General features: G+C 63.9%; 17 protein-coding genes. 9 read left to right on the top strand and 8 right to left on the bottom strand.

Going from position 1 to position 19,252, the window contains the following annotated elements; genetic code table 11:
* The 3 genes from epmA to rnk form a co-directional block, all read right to left on the bottom strand.
* On the bottom strand, positions 1 to 957 hold the full coding sequence (epmA, locus tag DK366_RS04940; RefSeq protein WP_109124426.1) for an EF-P lysine aminoacylase EpmA: 957 nt from the start codon (positions 955 to 957) through the stop codon (positions 1 to 3).
* The gene (ligA, locus tag DK366_RS04935; protein ID WP_109124425.1) at positions 954 to 3,344 is read right to left on the bottom strand and encodes an NAD-dependent DNA ligase LigA; all 2,391 of its coding nucleotides are present in this window, start codon (positions 3,342 to 3,344) and stop codon (positions 954 to 956) included. Before ligA ends, epmA begins: the two co-directional genes overlap by 4 nt.
* Positions 3,345 to 3,459: 115 nt before the next feature.
* Entirely contained in the window at positions 3,460 to 3,870 is a 411-nt protein-coding gene (rnk, locus tag DK366_RS04930) for a nucleoside diphosphate kinase regulator (protein WP_109124424.1), read from the bottom strand.
* A 246-nt stretch (positions 3,871 to 4,116) separates the two neighbouring features.
* Here rnk and DK366_RS04925 point away from each other — a divergent pair, with 246 nt between their 5' ends.
* The 3 genes from DK366_RS04925 (at position 4,117) to DK366_RS21140 (ending at position 7,002) form a co-directional block, all read left to right on the top strand.
* Positions 4,117 to 5,592, top strand: coding sequence for an MFS transporter (locus tag DK366_RS04925; RefSeq protein WP_109124423.1), 1,476 nt, complete (start codon positions 4,117 to 4,119; stop codon positions 5,590 to 5,592).
* A gap of 62 nt (positions 5,593 to 5,654) precedes the next feature.
* Positions 5,655 to 6,869 (top strand): cation:proton antiporter, encoded by a 1,215-nt coding sequence (locus tag DK366_RS04920; RefSeq protein ID WP_109124422.1) that lies wholly within the window; start codon positions 5,655 to 5,657, stop codon positions 6,867 to 6,869.
* Positions 6,850 to 7,002, top strand: a complete 153-nt coding sequence (locus DK366_RS21140; RefSeq protein ID WP_157956453.1) for a hypothetical protein — start codon at positions 6,850 to 6,852, stop codon at positions 7,000 to 7,002. The genes DK366_RS04920 and DK366_RS21140 overlap by 20 nt, the downstream gene beginning before the upstream one ends.
* A 971-nt stretch (positions 7,003 to 7,973) precedes the next feature.
* Here DK366_RS21140 and DK366_RS04915 read toward each other — a convergent pair.
* The gene (locus DK366_RS04915) at positions 7,974 to 9,392 is read right to left on the bottom strand and encodes a deoxyribodipyrimidine photo-lyase (protein ID WP_109124421.1); all 1,419 of its coding nucleotides are present in this window, start codon (positions 9,390 to 9,392) and stop codon (positions 7,974 to 7,976) included.
* A 91-nt stretch (positions 9,393 to 9,483) separates the two neighbouring features.
* A complete protein-coding gene (gene fabV, locus DK366_RS04910) occupies positions 9,484 to 10,689 on the bottom strand; it encodes an enoyl-ACP reductase FabV (protein WP_109124420.1) in 1,206 nt (401 codons plus the stop codon).
* A 240-nt stretch (positions 10,690 to 10,929) separates the two neighbouring features.
* On the opposite strand from fabV, the gene DK366_RS04905 reads away from it, so the two are divergent.
* The 4 genes from DK366_RS04905 to DK366_RS04890 all read left to right on the top strand — a co-directional run bounded on the left by DK366_RS04905 (position 10,930) and on the right by DK366_RS04890 (position 14,489).
* Positions 10,930 to 12,234: a porin gene (locus DK366_RS04905; RefSeq protein WP_109124419.1), complete on the top strand. Its 1,305-nt coding sequence runs from the start codon at positions 10,930 to 10,932 to the stop codon at positions 12,232 to 12,234.
* 126 nt (positions 12,235 to 12,360) lie between these two features.
* Positions 12,361 to 12,633, top strand: coding sequence for a hypothetical protein (locus DK366_RS04900; protein WP_109124418.1), 273 nt, complete (start codon positions 12,361 to 12,363; stop codon positions 12,631 to 12,633).
* On the top strand, positions 12,630 to 12,884 hold the full coding sequence (locus DK366_RS04895) for a hypothetical protein (protein WP_109124417.1): 255 nt from the start codon (positions 12,630 to 12,632) through the stop codon (positions 12,882 to 12,884). Before DK366_RS04900 ends, DK366_RS04895 begins: the two co-directional genes overlap by 4 nt.
* A 15-nt stretch (positions 12,885 to 12,899) precedes the next feature.
* Complete coding sequence (locus tag DK366_RS04890) at positions 12,900 to 14,489, top strand: PepSY-associated TM helix domain-containing protein (protein ID WP_109124416.1); 1,590 nt, start codon at positions 12,900 to 12,902, stop codon at positions 14,487 to 14,489.
* Here the strand turns inward: DK366_RS04890 and DK366_RS04885 are convergent.
* Entirely contained in the window at positions 14,483 to 14,800 is a 318-nt protein-coding gene (locus tag DK366_RS04885) for an antitoxin Xre/MbcA/ParS toxin-binding domain-containing protein (protein WP_232820910.1), read from the bottom strand. The two genes, DK366_RS04890 and DK366_RS04885, sit on opposite strands and share 7 nt — an antisense overlap.
* Before the next feature lie 243 nt (positions 14,801 to 15,043).
* Positions 15,044 to 16,474 carry a PLP-dependent aminotransferase family protein gene (locus DK366_RS04880; RefSeq protein WP_109124415.1) on the bottom strand — a complete coding sequence of 477 codons (1,431 nt, stop codon included), beginning with the start codon at positions 16,472 to 16,474 and terminating at the stop codon, positions 15,044 to 15,046.
* 101 nt (positions 16,475 to 16,575) lie between these two features.
* On the opposite strand from DK366_RS04880, the gene DK366_RS04875 reads away from it, so the two are divergent.
* Together DK366_RS04875 and DK366_RS04870 are read left to right on the top strand one after the other, a co-directional pair.
* Positions 16,576 to 17,013, top strand: coding sequence for a carboxymuconolactone decarboxylase family protein (locus DK366_RS04875; protein ID WP_109124414.1), 438 nt, complete (start codon positions 16,576 to 16,578; stop codon positions 17,011 to 17,013).
* A gap of 14 nt (positions 17,014 to 17,027) precedes the next feature.
* Positions 17,028 to 17,489 (top strand): cupin domain-containing protein, encoded by a 462-nt coding sequence (locus DK366_RS04870; protein ID WP_109124413.1) that lies wholly within the window; start codon positions 17,028 to 17,030, stop codon positions 17,487 to 17,489.
* Between the two features lie 9 nt (positions 17,490 to 17,498).
* Here the strand turns inward: DK366_RS04870 and DK366_RS04865 are convergent, their stop codons facing one another.
* On the bottom strand, positions 17,499 to 19,151 hold the full coding sequence (locus tag DK366_RS04865; RefSeq protein WP_109124412.1) for an alpha/beta fold hydrolase: 1,653 nt from the start codon (positions 19,149 to 19,151) through the stop codon (positions 17,499 to 17,501).
* Positions 19,152 to 19,252: the final 101 nt, after the last annotated feature.

Below are 19,252 nucleotides of genomic sequence, written 5' to 3'. Positions count from 1 at the left end.
TCATGCCTCCGAGAACGGGAAGGTGAGCACATCGGCGATGGCATCCGTGCCCACCAGGCACATCAGCAGGCGTTCGATGCCCAGAGCCACGCCGGCGCAGTCGGGCATGGCATCCAGCGTTTCGATCAGGCGCTCATCCATGGGAATCACCGGCTGGCCGCGCGACCGGCGCACCTCGTTGTCCCGCTCGAAGCGACGGCGCTGTTCCGCGGCATCGTTCAACTCGTGATAGCCATTGGCCAGTTCGTAACGCCCCAGATACAGCTCGAACCGTTCGGCCAGCGGCGGGTCGCCGGGGCGAATCTTCGCCAATGCGCACTGCGAGGCCGGATAGTCGTGAATCACGGTGATCCGGTTTGGCGGAAACGCTGGCTGCAAACGATGCGTGATCAGCAGATCGAGCCAGTCGTCGCGCGTCAGGCCTTCCGGGTTGATGTTGAATTCTTCCAGGGCCAGCTGCAGCTGCTCGATGGGCGCGTGCGCCGGGTCGATGCCCAATTCGTCGATGAAAAGCTGCCGATAGCCCTCGACCCATACCTCGGCGCGCAAGCCCATCATGGCCAGCGCGGCTTCCACCAGCGCGATGGTTTCCTCCATCAGCCGGCGGTGGTCCCAGCCTACGCGGTACCACTCCAGCATGGTGAATTCGGGGTTGTGCCGACCACCCGCCTCGCCATTGCGGAACACGCGGCCCAGTTCGTAGCAGTCGCCCACGCCCGCGGCGAGCAGGCGCTTGAGCGGATATTCCGGCGACGTGCGCATCCAGCGCGTACGTGCACCCGCGTCCACGTGGCCACTGAACGTGGTGCTGAAGCTCTCGATGTTGGGATCGGTGTTGCCGGCCGCCGAAAGCATCGGCGTCTCCACCTCAAGCACATCGCGCTCGGCGAAGAACGCTCGAATCAGCGCATACAGGCGTGCGCGTAGATGCAGGCGTCCGGCCATGTGCAGGTTCATGCACCGCCCTCGTGCGTGGCGAGCAGCTGGAGCAGGCGTGCTTCATCCCACACCTCCACGCCCAGTTCCTGTGCCTTGTCGAGCTTGGAACCCGCCGCCTCACCGGCCACGACAAAATGGGTCTTCTTCGATACCGAGCCGGACACTTTCGCGCCGAGTGCTTCGAGTCGCTCCTTGGCTTCGTCGCGACTGAGCGACGACAACGTGCCCGTAAGCACCACGGTCTGCCCTTCCAGCGGAGCTGCGGTCGATTTGGTTGCCTTGGGAATCGCATCGAGCAATTCCCACATCGCCGCATCGGCTTCGCGCAACTGGCGCAGGCTGGACTTGTCGGCGAGAAACGCACTCAAGTTGGTGGCGGCCGCCGAAGGCAAACCCGCTGTAAGCCAGTGCGCCTGCCCCGCTTCGATCAACTTGTCGAGCGAGCGGAAATGCTCCGCCAGCAACTTGGTGCTCTTGGGCCCTAGCTTGCTGACACCCGCCATATCCAGCAGCACCGCGAGATCCAGGCGCTGGCGGAGCTTTGGCGAGGGATGGGTTTCGTCGGTGAACTCGATGCCCGAGGCGAGCAGTTCGTCGACCACCTTCTGGTTGCCTTCCTGGGCGAAGAAGCCCGCGGTGGAACGCGCCACCTCGTCACCGATATCCGGCAGCACGCGCAAGACAGACGCCGGCATGCGGCGGATCAACGCCAGATTCCCCAGCCAACCCGCCAGGGTCTTCGCCGTGCTTTCGCCGATGTGCATGATGCCGAGGCCGAACAGGAACCGAGGCAACGTCGTGCGCTTGCTTGCCGCGATGGACTCGATCAGGTTCTCAGCCCACTTGGTGGCGACCTTGCCCTGCTTGACCGTTTCCGGCGTGGTGCCCTCGCGTTCGTCCGCGCGGCGCTTCATTTCAAGGAAATCGTCCAGCGTGAGCTTGTAGAGATCGGCCGGCGTGTGCACGTAACCGAAATCCACCAGTGCTTCCACGAAGCGCTCGCCAATACCCTCGATATCCATGGCGCGACGCGCGGCAAAGTGGATCAAGGCTTCCTTGCGTTGGGCCGCGCAGATCAGGCCGCCCGAGCAACGCCACACGGCCTCGCCTTCCTCCCGCAGCAACGCCGATCCGCACACCGGGCAATGCGTGGGCACGTGCCAGGGATGCGTGTTCGGCGGCCGCAACTCCGGCAGCACGCGCACCACTTCGGGAATGACATCGCCCGCGCGGCGCACGATCACGGTGTCGCCCACGCGCACATCCAGTCGCGCCACCTGGTCGGCGTTGTGCAAGGTGGCATTGCTCACCGTAACGCCACCGACCTGCACCGGCTTCAGGCGTGCCAAAGGAGTCGCCGCACCAGTGCGTCCAATGTTGATCTCGATGGACTCGACCGTGGTGGTCTGTTCCTGCGCCGGGAACTTGTGTGCCACCGCCCAGCGGGGCGCGCGCGACACGAATCCCATCGCGCGCTGGCCTTCGTAGTCGTCCAGCTTGTAGACCACGCCATCGATGTCGTACGGCAGCTTGTCGCGCTTGGCGCCAATGCGACGGTAGTACGCCACCAGGCCATCGAAGCCCTTGGCCGTGTCCACTTCGGGCGACACGGGGAAACCCCAGTCGCGCAGTTTCGCCAGCGTCTTGGAATGCGTGGCAGGCAGCTCGCCGCCCTCGACGTCACCGACGGCGTAAGCGAAAAAGCTCAACTTGCGTCGCGCCGTAATGGCAGGATCGAGCTGGCGCAGCGAGCCTGCCGCGCCATTGCGCGGATTGGCCAGCGGCTTTTCGCCGTGCGCACGTGCGTGTGCGTTGAAGGCCTCGAAATCCTTGTGCAGCATGATCACTTCGCCGCGCACTTCCAGCACGCGCGGCCAGTCGGTGCCGCGCAGGCGCAGGGGAATGGCACGCACGGTGCGCAGGTTGGCGGTAACGTCTTCGCCGGTTTCGCCATCGCCGCGCGTGGCGCCCTGCATGAACACGCCGTCTTCGTAGCGAAGGCTGATCGCCAGGCCGTCCAGCTTCGGTTCGACCGAGAACACCGGAGCGCGTCGATCCAGCGTTTGCTCGATGCGACGCTCGAACTCGGCGATCTCACGAAAGCGTTCGCGATCGTTCTCGCCTTCCTGTTCGAACGCGTTGTTGAGCGAGAGCATGGGAATGACGTGGCGCACTTCGGCAAAACCGCCGTGGGCGCGGGCACCGACACGCCGCGTGGGCGAGTCGGGCGTGGCCAGTTCGGCGTGGGCCGCTTCAAGCGCCTCCAGCTCGCGCATGGCGCGGTCGTACTCGGCGTCCGTGATTTCCGGATCGTCGAGCACGTGGTAGCGGTAGTTCGCGCGTTCGATCTTGTCGCGCAGTTCGGCGGCCTGGGCGCGCCAATCGTTGGCCTGACTCTGGCTCATGCGGGTTTCCTCATGAGCGGAAGTTTACCGAGTCCCGGCGCGGTTCGGTCCCTTGTGCCGCAAATCGCGCGACCACGTGAAGAAGTTGTGGACGCGCGCCGTGGCCCGCCCGCGGTCAGCGGTGCAAGTCGCCGGAAGCTTCGGGCTGATATTCGATATCAAGCACGCGCAGGTTGCGGCGGCGGCCATCCGGCGTGGGCCATTCGATCCACTGCCCCACCCGCAGACCCAGCAAGGCGCTGCCCACCGGCGCGAAGATCGAGACGGTGCCCGGGGCACCTGCGCCCGAGGGGTACACCAGACTGATGGTCAGTTCGTCGCTCGAATCGTCGTCCCTGAACGTGACGACAGAGTTCATGGTGACCACATCGGCCGGAATGTCAGACGGTTCGAGCACGGCCGCGCGATCCAGTTCGCCACGCAGCGCCTCGTACTTCACCGCCTCGACAGGCGGCATGCGTTCGAGCAAGGCGTCGATGCGCTCCAGATCCAGGGACGAAATGCCGATGGGTGGCGTGCTGCTCATGTGGACTCCTGTCTTTGAACCGTTGGCGCGTGGCCCTGTGTGCCCTGCAAAAGACGACGCGCCGGGACGATGCCGTCCCGGCGCGCTGGTTCCTTCGCATGTTCCTCTCATCCTTGGCGGGTTCGCTGCTGCACTTCGTCGCGGTTGACGCCATGCGCACGCACGAACCCGAAAGATGAAACGCAGCCGACTTTGGACGCAGCGACAGGCAAAAGCAAGCTGCCATAGCAGCTATCATGGAGCGACATGCCCGAGACTATCGCCGCCACCAGCACCAATCTCCCCGTGCCACCGCCGGGTGAGGAACCACCGGCTTCCACGCCTCCACCCGAGTCGTCGCAAGACCGCTATCGCGGCTTGATCTGGCTGGTCGCCGCGGCGTTCTTCATGCAGGCGCTCGATTCCACCATCGTCAACACGGCCGTGCCGGCCATGGCCGAGGCGTTGAACGTCACGCCACTGGGCATGCGCACGGCGCTCACCAGTTACGTGCTGACGCTGGCGATTTTCATTCCCGCGAGCCCCTGGCTGTGCGACCGCTTCGGCACGCGACGCATCTTTGCCGCCGCCATCGCCACCTTCACTATCGGTTCGCTCCTTTGTGGTATCGCGCAAACGTTGCCGCAACTGGTGGCCGCGCGCGTGCTCCAGGGCCTGGGTGGCGCGGCACTTATGCCAGTGGGACGCTACGTGCTTGTTCGCAGCATCGACAAGCGCGATTTCGTGAAGGCGATGAGTACGGTCGCCACGGTGGGCTTGCTTGGCTCGGTGCTCGGGCCGCTGCTGGGCGGCGCGCTGGCGCAGTACACCACGTGGCGATTGATCTTTCTCATCAACGTGCCGGTCGGCGTGGTGGGCATGTGGATGAATCGACGCGACATGCCCGACTACCGGCTCGATGACGTGCATCCTTTCGACCTGGCGGGTTTTCTGTTGTTCGCCGCCGCGTCCGCCATGCTGCTCACGGCTTCGGAAGTCGCCAGCGGCGGTGGTGGGCAATGGGTGCGCATCGCCATCTACGGCGTCTTGGCAGTCGTTTTTGGCGCCACGTACGTCTGGCATAGCCGCCGTACCGATCACCCGGTGGCCGACCTCAGCTTGCTGAAGGTGCGCAGCGTGTGGGTGTCCCTGGCAGGCAACCTGTTCACGCGACTGGGCGTGTCGGGCATGTTCCTTCTGCTGGTCTTGTTCCTGCAGGTGGGTTGCGGCTGGTCGCCGCTGATGGCTGGCCTGATGATGGTGCCGCAGGCGTTGGGCTCGATCACGGCCAAGTGGGGCATCAACCGGCTGCTGCAGCGTTTTGGCTATCGGAAACTGCTGTTCACCAACACCCTGGTGGTGGCGGTGATGCTGGCCTCTTTCGCGCTGCTGGGCAAAGGCTCGCCCATGTGGGTGATCGCGTTGATGGTGTATGTCTACGGCGGCTTCATGGGCATGCAGTACACCGCCATGAATACGCTGATCTACAACGACCTGGACGTGAAGTTCGCTTCGCAGGCGTCGTCGATGGCATCCACCGCGCAATACCTGTCCATGAGTTTCGGCATTGCGCTGGCGTCGCTGCTGATGGAAGCGTTGCTGCAGGGACACGCACACGACGACTACATTCCCGCCTTCCGCTGGACCGTGCTGTTGCTGGCTGTCGTCACGGCCACGGCAAGCTGGGTCTTCAGTCGCCTGAAAGGCGAAGGCGGCAAGCACTCGGTATCCGCGGATCATTGAGCGCACGCCCCGCAACGAGCATGTAGCATGCGTGGCATCCATCGGTTGCCGCGGCTTCCCACATGCATCATGCCAGCGACATTTTGCTTACGCTCTTTATCGTCTTTCTTGCCGCGCAGGTCGGCAGTGAAGTCGCGCAACGACTGAAACTTCCTGGCGGGGTGGGCGAAATTGCCGCGGGCTGTGTGGTCGGCCCCTCCCTGCTCGGCTGGATCACGCCCGAACAGGTTGCATCGGGCACGCCGCTGGATGTGCTTGCCGAAGTCGGCGTGGTGTTGCTGCTGTTTTCCGTAGGCCTGGAAACGCGGCTTGAAGACCTGAAGAAGGTCGGCAAGGTGGCTTTCCTGGTGGGTGTGCTTGGCGTACTCGTGCCGTTCGGCATGGGTGGCGTCTGGGCGCATGCGAGTGGCTTCGACTGGAGTCGGTCGCTGTTTATCGCCGCGGCATTCGTGGCGACGTCCGCAGGCATCACCGCGCGCGTGCTGCAGGAACTGGGCGCACTTCAACGCATCGAAAGCAAGGTGATTCTGGGCGCGGCGGTCATCGACGACATCCTTGCCATGCTGTTGCTGGGCGTGGTGGTGTCGCTGCAAGGCGGTGAAGGCATCGACGTCGTGCACCTGCTGGCCGTGCTGGCGGGCGCCATTGGCTTCATCGCCATCATCGGCATTGGGGGCGCACGGGTCATGCGCTGGAACTCCAGCTGGCTGGACAAGCCGCAAAGCCCGCATTCGGCGCTCGCCATCGTGTTGGCGCTGTGCCTGGGCCTGGCCTACGTGTCCACGCTGTTTGGGCTGGCGGCCATCATTGGTGCCTTCCTTGCTGGCATGATCGCCTCCGAAACGCGCCAGCAGCACACGCTGGAGAAGCAGACGCAGCCACTGCTTGCGTTGCTGACACCGTTCTTCTTCGTCATTACCGGCAGCAAGATCGACTTGCATCAATTAGGCAACGCCGAGGCAGGCATCATGCTGCTCGTCGTCACCTTGATCGCCATTGTTTCCAAGTTGATCGGCGGCTTTCTTGGCGCATGGTCGCTGGGTGGCCGAAGCGCCACGCTGGTGGGCTTCGGCATGGTGCCGCGTGGTGAAGTGGGCGTGGTGATCGCCAGTCTCGGTCTGGCCGCCGGCGTGTTCACAGCGCAGATCTACGCGATCATCGTGGCCATGTCGCTGCTGACCGCGATGGTGACGCCACCGGTGCTGGCGTGGCTGCTTCGTCGGGCGAATGCATCGGTGGGGACGGAAGCTGTTCGCGATGACGCTGTTGAGCGTTGACGCGAAAGTCCGTCGCGCACAGGGTGCGCTCCCACCGTTTGGCTTTCCGGACGGCGGGGCGGAAAAGCTGCCCGAGGCGGGCATTTTTCATCAGGCGATCCGCAAACGCTTTCAGTACGCCAGCTTTTTGTAGGAGCCTGCTTGCAGGCGACCACTGCCTGGCTGGCGCCGAACCGTGCGGTGGTCGCGCACAAGTGCGCTCCTACATAAAGGGCGGAGCATCGCTGGGAACTCCACCTGATCGGGAACTCCAACGGTGGGAGCGCACCCTGTGCGCGACTGTCCCGGTGACACGCATCGCTCCGTTGGGTTGTCGCGCACAGGGTGCGCTCCCACACTTTGGCTTTTCGGGCGGCGGGCGGACAAGGCCGTCCGAGAACGGCATTTTTCATCAGGCGATCCGCGAACGGTTTCAGTACGCCATCTTTTTGTAGGAACCCGCTTGCGGGCGACCGCTGCCTGGCTGGCGCCGAACCGTGCGGTGGTCGCGCACAAGTGCGCTCCTACATAAAGAGCGGAGCGTCGCTGGGAACTCCAACTAGTCGGGAACTCCAACGGTTTCAGTACGCCATCTTTTTGTAGGAGCCCGCTTGCGGGCGACCGCCGCCTGGCTGGCGCCGAACCGTGCGGTGGTCGCGCACAAGTGCGCTCCTACACAAAGGGCGGAGCGTCGCTGGGAACTCCAACTGGTCGGGAACTCCAACGGTGGGAGCGCACCCTGTGCGCGACCGTCCCGCTGACATGCATCGCTCCGTTGGGTTGTCGCGCACAGGGTGCGCTCCCACACTTTGGCTTTTCGGACGGCGAGGCGGAAAAGGGCCGTCCGAGAGCGGGGTTTTCATCAGGCGATCCGCTAGCGGTTTCAGTACGCCATCTTTTTTGTAGGAGCCCGCTTGCGGGCGACCGCTGCCTGACTGGCCTCGAACCGTTCGGTGGTCGCGCGCAAGTGCGCTCCTACATGAAGGGCGGAACGTCGCTGGGAACTCCACCTGGTCGGGAACTCCAACGGTGGGAGCGCACCCTGTGCGCGACCGTCCCGCTGACATACATCGCTCCGCTGGGTTGTGGCGCACAGGGTGCGCTCCCACAAGACCGCGATCCGAATCAACCGGATCGCATGGTGCGGTAGGCCGCCAGCGCGTCGTCACGACTCACGCCAAGATCGATCATCGGCGCAGGATAGCCGCTGCGCTTGAGCAGGGACGGGTCCTTCCACGGCTCGTGCAGCAGCGGAAGCGGCGCGTTCGCGAGCTCCGGAAGCCAGCGCCGCAGGTATTGTCCATCCGCGTCGAATTTCTGCGCCTGCGTCACCGGATTGAATACACGGAAATACGGCGCGGCATCGGCGCCGCTGCCGGCCACCCATTGCCAGCCCAGCGTGTTGTTGGCCAGGTCGCCATCCACCAGCGTGTCCCAGAACCATCGTGCGCCGTGCAGCCAGTGCTGCCGCAGGTTCTTGGTCAGGAAACTGGCCACGATCATGCGCACGCGGTTGTGCATCCAGCCCGTATGCCAGAGTTCACGCATGCCTGCATCGACCAACGGTATGCCGGTGCGGCCACGCTGCCATGCCTCGATGGCCTTGCCGTTCTTGCGCGCCCATGGAAACCGGTTGAACTGTTCGTTGAAGTTCGCCGTGGGCGTGCGCGGAAAGTGGTACAGCAGGTGATGTGCGAACTCGCGCCAACCGAGTTCGCGCAGATACGGTTCGATATCGGGACGACGTCGCGCATCGGTGGCGGCGACCCGGTCCAGCATCTGGCGATGGATCTGTCGCGGCGATATCTCGCCAAAATGCAGGTATGGCGACAAGCGCGACGTGCCATGTCGCGCAGGCAGATCACGCAAACGCGCGTAATCGCCGATGGCATCGTCCATGAAGAGGTCGAGCATGTCGTGCGCGCCCTCTTCCCCCGGCGTCCAGGCTTCTTCCATGCCCTGGTCCCAGCGAATGGACGGCCGAAGTTCCAGTGCATCGATGGAAAGACCGCCGCCGACATCCACGCCACGCGATGGCGAAGGCACGGGCAACGGGCGCGGGGATTCAAGCTGCGGACGCAGCGTGCGCCAGTACGGCGTGAACACGCGGTACGGACCTTGCTGCTTCGTCTCGATCTGCCATGGCTCGCACCAGAGCAAGGCATTGGAGCTGTGTACGTCGACGCCTTGTTCGCGCAGCGCCGCCTTGATGGTGCTGTCGCGCGCAATGGCATTCGGCTCGTACTGGCGATTCCAATACACCGCCGCGGCGCCGGTCCGATCGATCAAGTGCCGCAGCACCTGCAGACTGTCGCCCTTGGCGACGTGCAAGGCACTGCCCTGCCCGCGCAACTGCGCATGGAGATGCGTCAACGAATGATGCAGCCACCAGCGGCTGGCAGCACCGGGCGCCCACTCGCCGTCTTCGTCGGGCGAATGGATATACAGCGGCAGGATGTGCGCATGTGCCTGGCAGGCGGCAGTGAGCGCGGGGTTGTCAGCGAGGCGAAGGTCGCGGCGAAACCAGACGATGGCAGTGGTCATGGCGGCAGCTTAGTGAGCGCGTGCGGCCTTGTATGCCTCGTCTTTGGACCGTACCGGATGCCGCCGCGACGACGGCATCCGGTACGTTCGATCAAAGCTCGACGACGTCGAAGCGGCGATCCGGGTTCACGTCTTCCTCGTAGTTCACATCGGTGCGGCCGAAGCCGAACAGGTGCAGGAAGTCGTTCTTGTAACCGGCGTAGTCGGTCAGTTCATTGAGGGTCTCGGTGGTTACCGTCGGCCACAACGCCTTGCATTCCTTCTGCACGTCTTCGCGCAGTTCCCAGTCGTCCAGACGGATGCGGCCGTCGCTGTCGGTTTCCGTCGCCGCGTGGTCCTTGCGGTACATGCGATCGCGGAACAGGCGGTTGATCTGTTCGATGGTGCCTTCGTGGATGCCCTTTTCCTTCATCACGCGGAAGGAAATGGCGATGTACAGCGGCAGCACGGGAATGGCCGCGCTCGCCTGCGTCACCACGGACTTCATCACGCCCACGTAGGCGTCCAGATGCTCGGCCTTGTGCTCGGCAACCAGCTGCTTGGCAGTGTTGTCCAGGTGCTGCTTGGCCTGGCCCAGCGTGCCGTGCCAATACATCGGCCAGGTGATCTCGGTGCCGATGTAGCTGTAGGCGATGGTCTTGGCGTGGTCGGCCAGCACACCGGCCTTGCTCAGCGCGTCGATCCAGAGCTTCCAGTCTTCACCGCCCATGACGGTGACGGTGTCCTTGATCTCCTGCTCGGTCGCCGGTTCCACCGAGGCCTGGATCACCGTGTCGCGATTGGTGTCAATCGAGTTGGCCGTGAAGGTTTCGCCAATGGTCTTGAGCGAGGAGCGCACCACTTCGCCCGTATCCGGCAGCTTGCGCACCGGCGAGGCGAGCGAATAGACGACGAGGTCGATCTTGCCGCCCATCTCGTTCTTGATGATGTCGATGGCGCGTTCGCGCGTTTCGTTGGCGAACGCATCGCCATTGATCGAACGGCTGAACAGGCCCGCTTCCTTGGCGTATTTGTCGAAGGCGGCGGAGTTGTACCAGCCCGCGGTGCCTGTCTTGGTCTCGCTGCTGGGCTTTTCGAAGAACACGCCCAGGGTGGCCGCGCCGTAGCCGAAAGCCGCGGTGATGCGCGAGGCGAGGCCATAACCGGTGGAGGCGCCGATCACCAGCACGCGCTTGGGGCCTTCGCCCAGGTCGCCCTGTGCCTTGGTGATGTTGATCTGGTCGAGCACGTTGCGCTCGCAACCGACCGGATGGGCCGTCACACAGATAAAACCACGCACCTTGGGGTTGATGATCACTCGAGACTCCTGAAAGGGCTTGCAAACCGACATATTAACCCGCGTGCCCCGCCATGCGCTCCCGTAGGGAATCACGGTCCGGCGCCACGCCCATCACGGCGACGACAGTAGTTTTTCGGAGGCATCGCGGCCGGCCGGGGCTTCACAATCCGGGCACGATGACTGAAATAACGCTGCCGGGCAGGGACTGCCGGGTGCCGAACATGCCGCCACGGCACGGAATGAGGGACCTCACACATCATGGCTGAGCCTGAGCGCACGCCGCCAACCCGCCAGGCACGATCGTGGCTGGCCGCGAGCCTTGCCTGCGTCATGGCCGGCTGCGTGCATCAGCCGTCCAAACCGGCGCCGTCGTCTTCCGAGTCTGCGCAGACAGCACCAGCCTCGGCGTCGACCACGGCCGGCAGCGACAGCAAGACCGTGAAGACACTGCAGGACCTCTCACTGATGCGGCCGTTCGAAGGAGGCTTCAACACGCCCGTGCTGCATAGCCAGATCAACGGCTACATCATGATCGACGCGGCGAACTACACCGACCGCGCCCTCGGCGACACGCAACTGACCGTGCGAAGGGCCGACCTCACCATTTCGCACATGACGAAGATGGGCTGGCTGATTTACGGCGATGCACAGATTGTGGATGGGCGGTTCGAATTCAAGGACGTCTATCTGCGCAAGGAAACGAGCTACCTGGGCATCGTCACCCTCGGCAACCAGCAGGAGCCCTTCGGCCTGGAGCAGTTCGGCAGCTTCCGCAACACCACCTTCCTGGAACGCGCCACCACCAATGCACTGGCGCCGAGCCGAAGCATCGGCGCGTCGTCCACCGATTCGCGCGGGCCATGGATATGGAGTTACGGCTTCTTCACCGCCGGCACCAAGGACGAAGGCCGCACGCAGCGCGGTGTCGCCCTCACGGGGCGATTGGCTTACGTGCTGAAGACGGATGGCGGCCCCTACCATCTCGCCGTGGATTATTCGACGCGACGCGCGGGACCGGAAAACGACCAGACCTTCAAGTCCGCTCCGGAAGTGGCGCTTTCGAACGGCAATGATTTTCTCGACACGGGCAGCATCGCCGGTTCCAACAAGGTGCAGCGTTACGGCCTGGAAGCGGCGCACGTCAACGGCCCCTTCTCCTGGCAGGCCGAATACATGGAAGCCCACCTGCAACGCGACGCCGGCTATCCGAACCTGCGCTTTCGCGCCTGGTACGCGTATGCCAGCTGGATGATCACGGGCGAGAGCCGCGAATACCGTGAAAGCAACGCCACCTTCGGACCCGTTGTTCCGAACGCGTCGTGGAATGGACACGGCGGCGGCGCCCTGGAAGTGGCCGCGCGATTGAGCATGACCGACCTCAACGATCACGACGTGCTGGGCGGCAAGGAAACCAACCTGTCGTTCGGTATCAACTGGTATCTGGACAAATCCGTGCGCTTGTCGGCCAACCTGGTGCGCGCGCTGGATCTCAACACGCCGGGCGACCCGGACAGCGGCAAACACCCTGCCGCCATCGTCGGGCGCCTGCAGTACCAGTTCTGACGTCCGAATCGGGTCGCCATCACCTCACGCCAGAGCGGCAGCCGCATGGTTGCGGTTGACGGGCACGACTTAGATGAGAATAATTCTCAATATCTGAGCTCGTAAGATCCGCTTTCAAGGCGCCACGTGATCATTCTTATTGCCCTGCTGTTGACCCTCGCGGGCGCCGTGCTGGTTTATCTGGCCAGCGCGCAGCAGCGACTGCGCGTTCGTGCGTTGCCGTCGTCGGCAAAGTGGGCGGGCGCCGCACTCGTTGCCGCGGGCACGGCCTGCTGGTGGTACGACGCGGGCGTTGGGCCGGGTATCACGGCCGCACTCACCATGCTCATGCTGACCTGGGTGACGCTGCCCTATCTGTCCTGGTGGCGGACCGCGAGCGAGGAAGCCGGCGAATCATGATCGCTCGTTGTCTTGCCGGCACCCTGCTCGGCTTTCCGCTCGCTGCCTTGTTGCTCGCGCTGGTGCTTCACGTGTTGCCGGAGCATGGGCAGGCCTTCCTTATTCCCGCCCTGATTCTTTTCTTTCCGCTGTGGACGGCGTTCATGGCCGGCGCTTACCTGTTCCGCAGTGGTCCGCGTGCGTGGCTGGTGCTGGGTGGTGCCAACCTTGCTGTCTTTGTTGCCCTGTGGGCATTGCGTTTGCCCGGCTGAATCAGGGACGTCCCGATGAAATCCTCCACCATCCGCACCTTCACCACGGTTCACACCTGGGCGGGACTGATCGCGGGCTTCGCCCTCTTTGTGGCGTTCTACGCAGGTGCCCTCACGGTTTTCCATGACGACATCGCCGCCTGGCAAAACCCGCCGTGGCGAGTGGCCGCCGATTCGCATGTGTCGTTGGATACATTGATGGAACGGTTGGTCGAACAGCATCCGGCAGCGCGCGAGGATTTCGGCATCGTGCTCCCGCGCGACAGCTCGCACCCGGCCTATGCGTTCTGGATGGAAAAGGGCGAGGAGCAATTCGCGACCGCCAGCCAGCTCAGTGCGCCACGCGCAGAGGCATCGGAAAACGAACTCGCCGATTTCGTCTACGCGCTGCACGATTCATTGGGCTTGCCGGTGATCGGCCTGTATCTGATGGGCATCGTGAGCGTGGTGTACGGGCTCGCCCTGCTTACCGGCATCCTGATTCACCTGCCGCAACTGGTGAAGGATTTCTTCGCCATGCGCGTGGGTCGCAACCTGAAGCGCCTGTGGCAGGACGCACACAACGCGATTGGTGTGATCAGCCTGCCCTTCCACGTGATCTTCGCCGTCACCGGCGCGTTGTTCTGTCTGTTTGCCATCACCCTGGCGGCGCTCAACACTGTCGCCTTCGACGGCAAGCTGTTCGATGCGTTTGCCAAGGCGACCGACACCACGCCTACCGTGATCGTAAGCGGCACGCCAGCAAGCATGCTTACTACCGATGAGCTGATCGAACGCGCTCGCACCCATGCGCTGAAGAACGGCGTGACCACGTTCGAGCCGGATTACATGCATTTCGTGCATTACGGCGACCGCAACGCCGTGGCCGAAGTGCGCGGGCTTTCGCAGCACACGCTAGGCTCCTACGGCACCGTGGCCATGTCGGCCCACGATGGCACCGTGCTGGCCACGCATGTGGGCGACAGTTACAGCCTCAATGGCATCAGCTATGCCGCGTTGTTCGGACTGCACTTCGGCAGCTTCGGTGGACGCACGGTGCAGTGGCTGTATTTCATCCTGGGGTTGGCCGGCGCGTTCCTGTTCTATTCGGGCAACCTGCTTTACATCGAAACGCGCCGCAAGCGTCGCCTGGCCGACCAGCCACGCAAGACACTGGTGATGGCGCGCGCCACCGTGGGCGTGTGCATCGGTTCGTGCCTGGCCATCAGTGGCGCCTTCGTGGCGACGTGGATTGCCGAACGGCTGGGTGTGGATGCAGGCATGCCGCAGCGCGTGGCCTGCTATGGCTTGTTCCTCGGCGCGTGCGCTTACGCCTGCCTGCGCCCCATTGCCAACGCCACGGTGGAACTGTTGTGGGCCACGGCGGGACTGACGGCAGCGATGTCCATCGTCGATCTTGCCTGCAGCGCGCCGGCGATGATGCAACAGTGGTCGCCGCTCGCCTGGCGCGTGCTTGGCGTGGACCTCACCGGCGTCGCGCTCGGCATCGTGTTTGCCATGCTCGCTCGCGCCGCCACGCGTCGCGCGCGCAGCGGCGACGCCAACAGCGTGTGGGCTTTCAAGGCGACACGTGGCGTGGCGATCGGGTCCGAACGACCTCAATAAGCCATGCGTGCGGAGTTGATGCGCGCCGACACCGGCGCATCACTCATCAGCGCAATCTCGTCCCACACGGCATCTTCTTCGCCATCGGCAAGCAGCTCGTAGGCGGTGCGGCCATCGAAGGCGTTCTGGTGGCGGCACATCCAGCGAACAGCGCGCTGGCGATCGCCCAGGCTCTGCACCAGCATCGCGGCCAGTGTGCCGTGGCGTTGCTCAAGCATGACGAAGGCCCGCTCCATCACGTCGTCCCGCAACGTGTTGATCTGGGCTAATTCGGTGGCGACGTCCTGAAACCTGATCGTAACCTTGCGCATGCGTTCACTCCCTTTTCCCCCACGCCGTCCGGTGATGTCGCCCGGGTCGCCTCCGGTCAGGGAAACGCCCGCGCTCCTATCGCTCTTCCTGAGCCCGCCGTGCTCGATGCGCCCTGGCACCTTACGCAGTGAAAGAAGCCAGACGCGGCCCGATCATGCTTAACCAAATGCTGAATTCGCGTGAATTCAAGCACTCATGCGCCTAAGACTTTTGGGTGGTGTGCGGCCTATCCCGATACCGCGTCAGGCGTTGGCGAGCAGCGAACCCAGCAACGTCATGGAGGCGTGGATGTCGTCCACCCCCATGTCGCCATAGCCAAACAGCAGCCCCTGCCGTGGACGCCGGCCGGCATAGAAGCCACGGATGCCGTAGAGCGCCATGGATTGGGCACGTGCCTGCGCAATGACAAGGTCTTCGGCCAAGCCATTGCGCAGCATGCCGACCATGTGGATGCCGGCCACCGGCACGATCGGCTCCAGCCACCGGGACAGCGGCCCCTGAAGATGTTCCAGCAAGGCCTGCCGACGCAGCGCGTAGTGTTTTTGCACGCGCCGCACGTGCCGTCCGAACTCGCCATCCAGCATGTAACGCCCCAGCGCGGCCTGCGTCAGGCTGCAGCCGTGCCAGTCGTTGATCTGCCTTGCCTTGAGGAAGTCCGCGGCCAATGACGCGGGAGGCACCACGTAACCCGTGCGCAGTTCCGGAAAGATCGTCTTGGAAAACGTGCCGACGTAAGCCACCACGCCATGGCGGTCCAGGCTCTTGAGCGACTCCACCGGGCGACCTTCGAAGCGGAATTCGCCGTCGTAGTCGTCCTCGATGATCAGGGCACCGCGCCGGGCTGCCCATTCCAGCAACGCCATGCGACGCTCCAGGCTCATCGGCATGCCAAGCGGAAACTGGTGCGACGGGGTGACATAGACGAGGCGCGCCTCGTCAGGCAGCGCATCCACGCACAGGCCTTCGTCGTCCACGCGAACGGACTTCACGCGCGCACCCAACGCCAGCATGCTGCTGCGCGCCGGCGGATAACCGGGCTCTTCGACGGCAACCGTGTCGCCCCGGTCAACCATGACGCGTGCGGCCAGGTCGACCGCCTGCTGCGCGCCCTGCGTCACGATCACGTCCTGCCATTGGCAGGCTACGCCACGACTGAAACCGACATAGCGCGCAATGGCCAGTCGCAACTCCTGCTCGCCCGCCGGGTCGCGATACATGCCGCGACCACGCGCCTGCGCGCGCAACGCATGCGCCACGCATTTGCGCCATGCGTCGGCGTGGAACAACGATTTGTCGGTGACGCCGCCCAGGTAGTCGTAACGCAAACGCTCGCCAGCCTTCGGCATCGACAAGGCATCGGGCACGCGCTGCCACACCTTTGCTGGCCGGGGCGTGACGTTGCTCCGTGTGTTCGCACGGTTCGGCATTGCCGTGATGGTTTCGGTAACGAAGGTGCCATCGCCCTGCCGACTGGCAAGAAAACCTTCCGATGCAAGGCGCTCGTAGACCTCCAGCGTGGTCTTGCGCGACACGCCCTGCTGGCGGGCAAGGTCCCTCGTGGAAGGCAGGCGCGAGCCTGCCGGCAAGCGGCCGTCGACGATGGCGGCACGCAGTTGCTGGTAGAGCTGCCCCGCCAGATCGCGCCGTCCGGCAATGATGAGCTGCACATCCATCAGTGGTCACCTCATTTCTTCAAGAAATGGACATTTCAGAAGACCATCACCAAGTCTAACCTGATTCCACTTTCCCACCGGATACCACTGAGGATCCCACCATGAACCAGCGTCTCGACTTCTACAAAGCCAGCCCCGATGCCATCAAGGCGATGGTCGGCCTGGAGCAGCGCATCGGCAAAAGCAGCCTGGAAAAATCACTGGTAGAACTGGTGCGCCTTCGCGCTTCGCAGATCAACGGCTGCGCCTACTGCGTGGACACGCACTCGGCCGACGCCCGCAAGGCCGGCGAGAACGAACGTCGCCTGGCCACGGTGAGCGTGTGGCGCGAAACCCCGTTCTTCACCGATCGCGAACGCGCCGCACTGGAATGGACCGAGTCGCTCACGCTGATCGCCGGCAACCATGTGCCGGACAACGTATGGCAAGCCGTGCAGCCGCACTTTTCGGACGAAGAACTGGCCGACCTGACCCTGCTCGTCATCGCCATCAACGGTTGGAATCGTTTCGCGATTGCCTTCCGCAAACTGCCGGCGTGAGGAGCGATGTCATCATGAAAACGCCGATGACACGCACGCTCTCCACCTTGCTCTCGCTCATCGTGTCATTCGGCATGGCCGGCACGGTGCTGGCACACGATGGCGGCGAGAGCGTCCAACCCTTGATGAAGCAGCCCTTGACCGACGTGCCGGGGAAAAGCGCCGTGATGGCCACCGTCACGCTGGCTCCCGGCCAGAGCGCAGCACCTCATCTCCATCCGGGCTCCATCTTTGCGTACGTGCTTGAAGGCGAGGTGGTGTCCCAACTCGAAGGACAGGAACCGAAGACCTACGCCACCGGCGAAAGCTGGTACGGACCGCCGCGCGCACATCACCTGGTGACCCGCAACCCCAGCACCACCAGGCCGGCCAAGCTGCTGGTCTGGGCCATCGTGGGCCCGCAGGACCCGATCAAGCTGCCGTTGCCGCAAACCTCGTCCGTGCCGACGGCATTGCCGACGCTGGCATCGCACTGAAGGCAGGCCTCAGGGCTGGCGAAGAATCTCCACGATCTTCGCCAGCACCTCGTCGTTGAGGTAAAGCTGATGACCATCCTTCACGACGGTGGTGGAAACCGCGCCGGGAATCACGGCGCTCTTGAGCGGAACAAAGCCGTCGCCCGGCGGATTCGAACCCGGCAGGTTGCCGGCGAAGGTGTAGTAACGCACGCCCTTCGCTGGCATCAGCGACTGTGCCGCATGACTTACGGGTTGCACGTCACGCAGCGTGCTGATGCTGCTGAGTCCGTAGCGTTCGTAATCCTGCGCCAGCAGTGGATTTTCATGTGCCCGATTTTCTGCCGCCACGCGAACCAGGGCATCCAGCTCCGGCGCATGGGCGTGCACGACGCGCAAGGCGACTTGTCCGATCAGGCTGTCGACATATGGCGAGCCCAGATGCGGCGCCGCCAGGAAAATCGCCCGCGTCACGCCGGGATAGGGATGAAAGCGGAATATCGAATCCATGATGGCCAGATCGGCGGGCGTGCCGTGCAACTGCTCCGGCGGAATGTCGAATACCGCTTTCCAGATCACATCGCCGCTGTCGGACACCATCAGTCGTGAAATGACGCCGCCCATGCTGTGCCCGATCAACACCATGTCCTTGTGCGCAGGCGCGGTGTCTTCGGGGTCCAGGATGTTCCACGCCTGGTCCAGCGAGCGCTGCACCGTCAGGCGGTTGAGCAGCTGGGGAGTATTGGTCGGGTAGACCACGTGCCATATCTGATAGCGCGCGCGCAGTTGCGGGTCGCCATCGATCAGGTTGGTCAGCTTCGCCCAGACCATCGGGCTGCGCCCCAGGCCGTGCACCATGATCACCGGCGTCTTGGCCGGGTCGTAATCTTCCAGCAGATACAGCCCTTCGCGCATCGCGAACTGGCGACCGCCAATCAGGTTCCACAGCGCCAGGCGGTTGATGTGTGAACGATCGTACAGCGCGGCCAACGCGGCGGAGGAATCCACCGCCAGGGGAACGCTGCGATGGCCGATGGTGATGTCCGGATGTTCGTGCATGCCGGAGACCACCAGCTGCGCAACACCATCGTCGCCGGGTTCCACCCACGCGGTAAGCGCCCGGGTAATGCCTTCCGGCGGATCGAGCATGCAGATGGGCTTGTCGTCGCATCGCGGTTGCCAGCCCACCATCGACACGCCATAGCCTGGCGTTGCATACCGCGCGCCCATCACCGTGGGGATGGTCACTTCCTCGGCGCGCGCCAAGGCCACCGGCCCCTCATTGTCCAGGCTGTTCGGCAGATCGCGGAACACCACGCGCAACGGCTCGTCCAGTACGTGCAGGGAATGCGAACGCCAGGGGCTGGTTTCGATGTCCAGCAGGTAGCCCAGCAATTCGTACGTGCAGTTGTCGGCGATCTCCTGGGCTTCGGCTTGCTGCGCCGCGTTCTCCGATTCCGACGCGTGGTAGGCGACCACGGCGCAACGTATCCAGTTGCGGGCGGCAATGTCCCTGCGATGGATTTCGGCGGTATCGCGCCATAGATGACGCGCTTCGTTGAGGGCGTCGTTCTTCGGCGGCTTCAGGACGCTGCTGCATGCCGCAAGCAGCGCAAGACACACCACCCATGCCAGGCCGTGGCAAAGGTGCGAGCGCGGATTGCGGGGAATACCTGAGCGCATGCGGGCATCCGTCGCCAACGAGGTCAGACAACGCGGGCGAAGAACGAACACCCGCAGCCGGTGGAATGCCGCGACACGCTACGCCATTCCACCGCCGCGCG

Origin of the sequence: Dyella sp. C11 (genome assembly GCF_003121485.1) — a bacterium.
Lineage (GTDB): Bacteria > Pseudomonadota > Gammaproteobacteria > Xanthomonadales > Rhodanobacteraceae > Dyella.
Note: the sequence above shows the minus strand (reverse complement) of the source record. Positions and strands in the feature narration are given on the sequence as shown.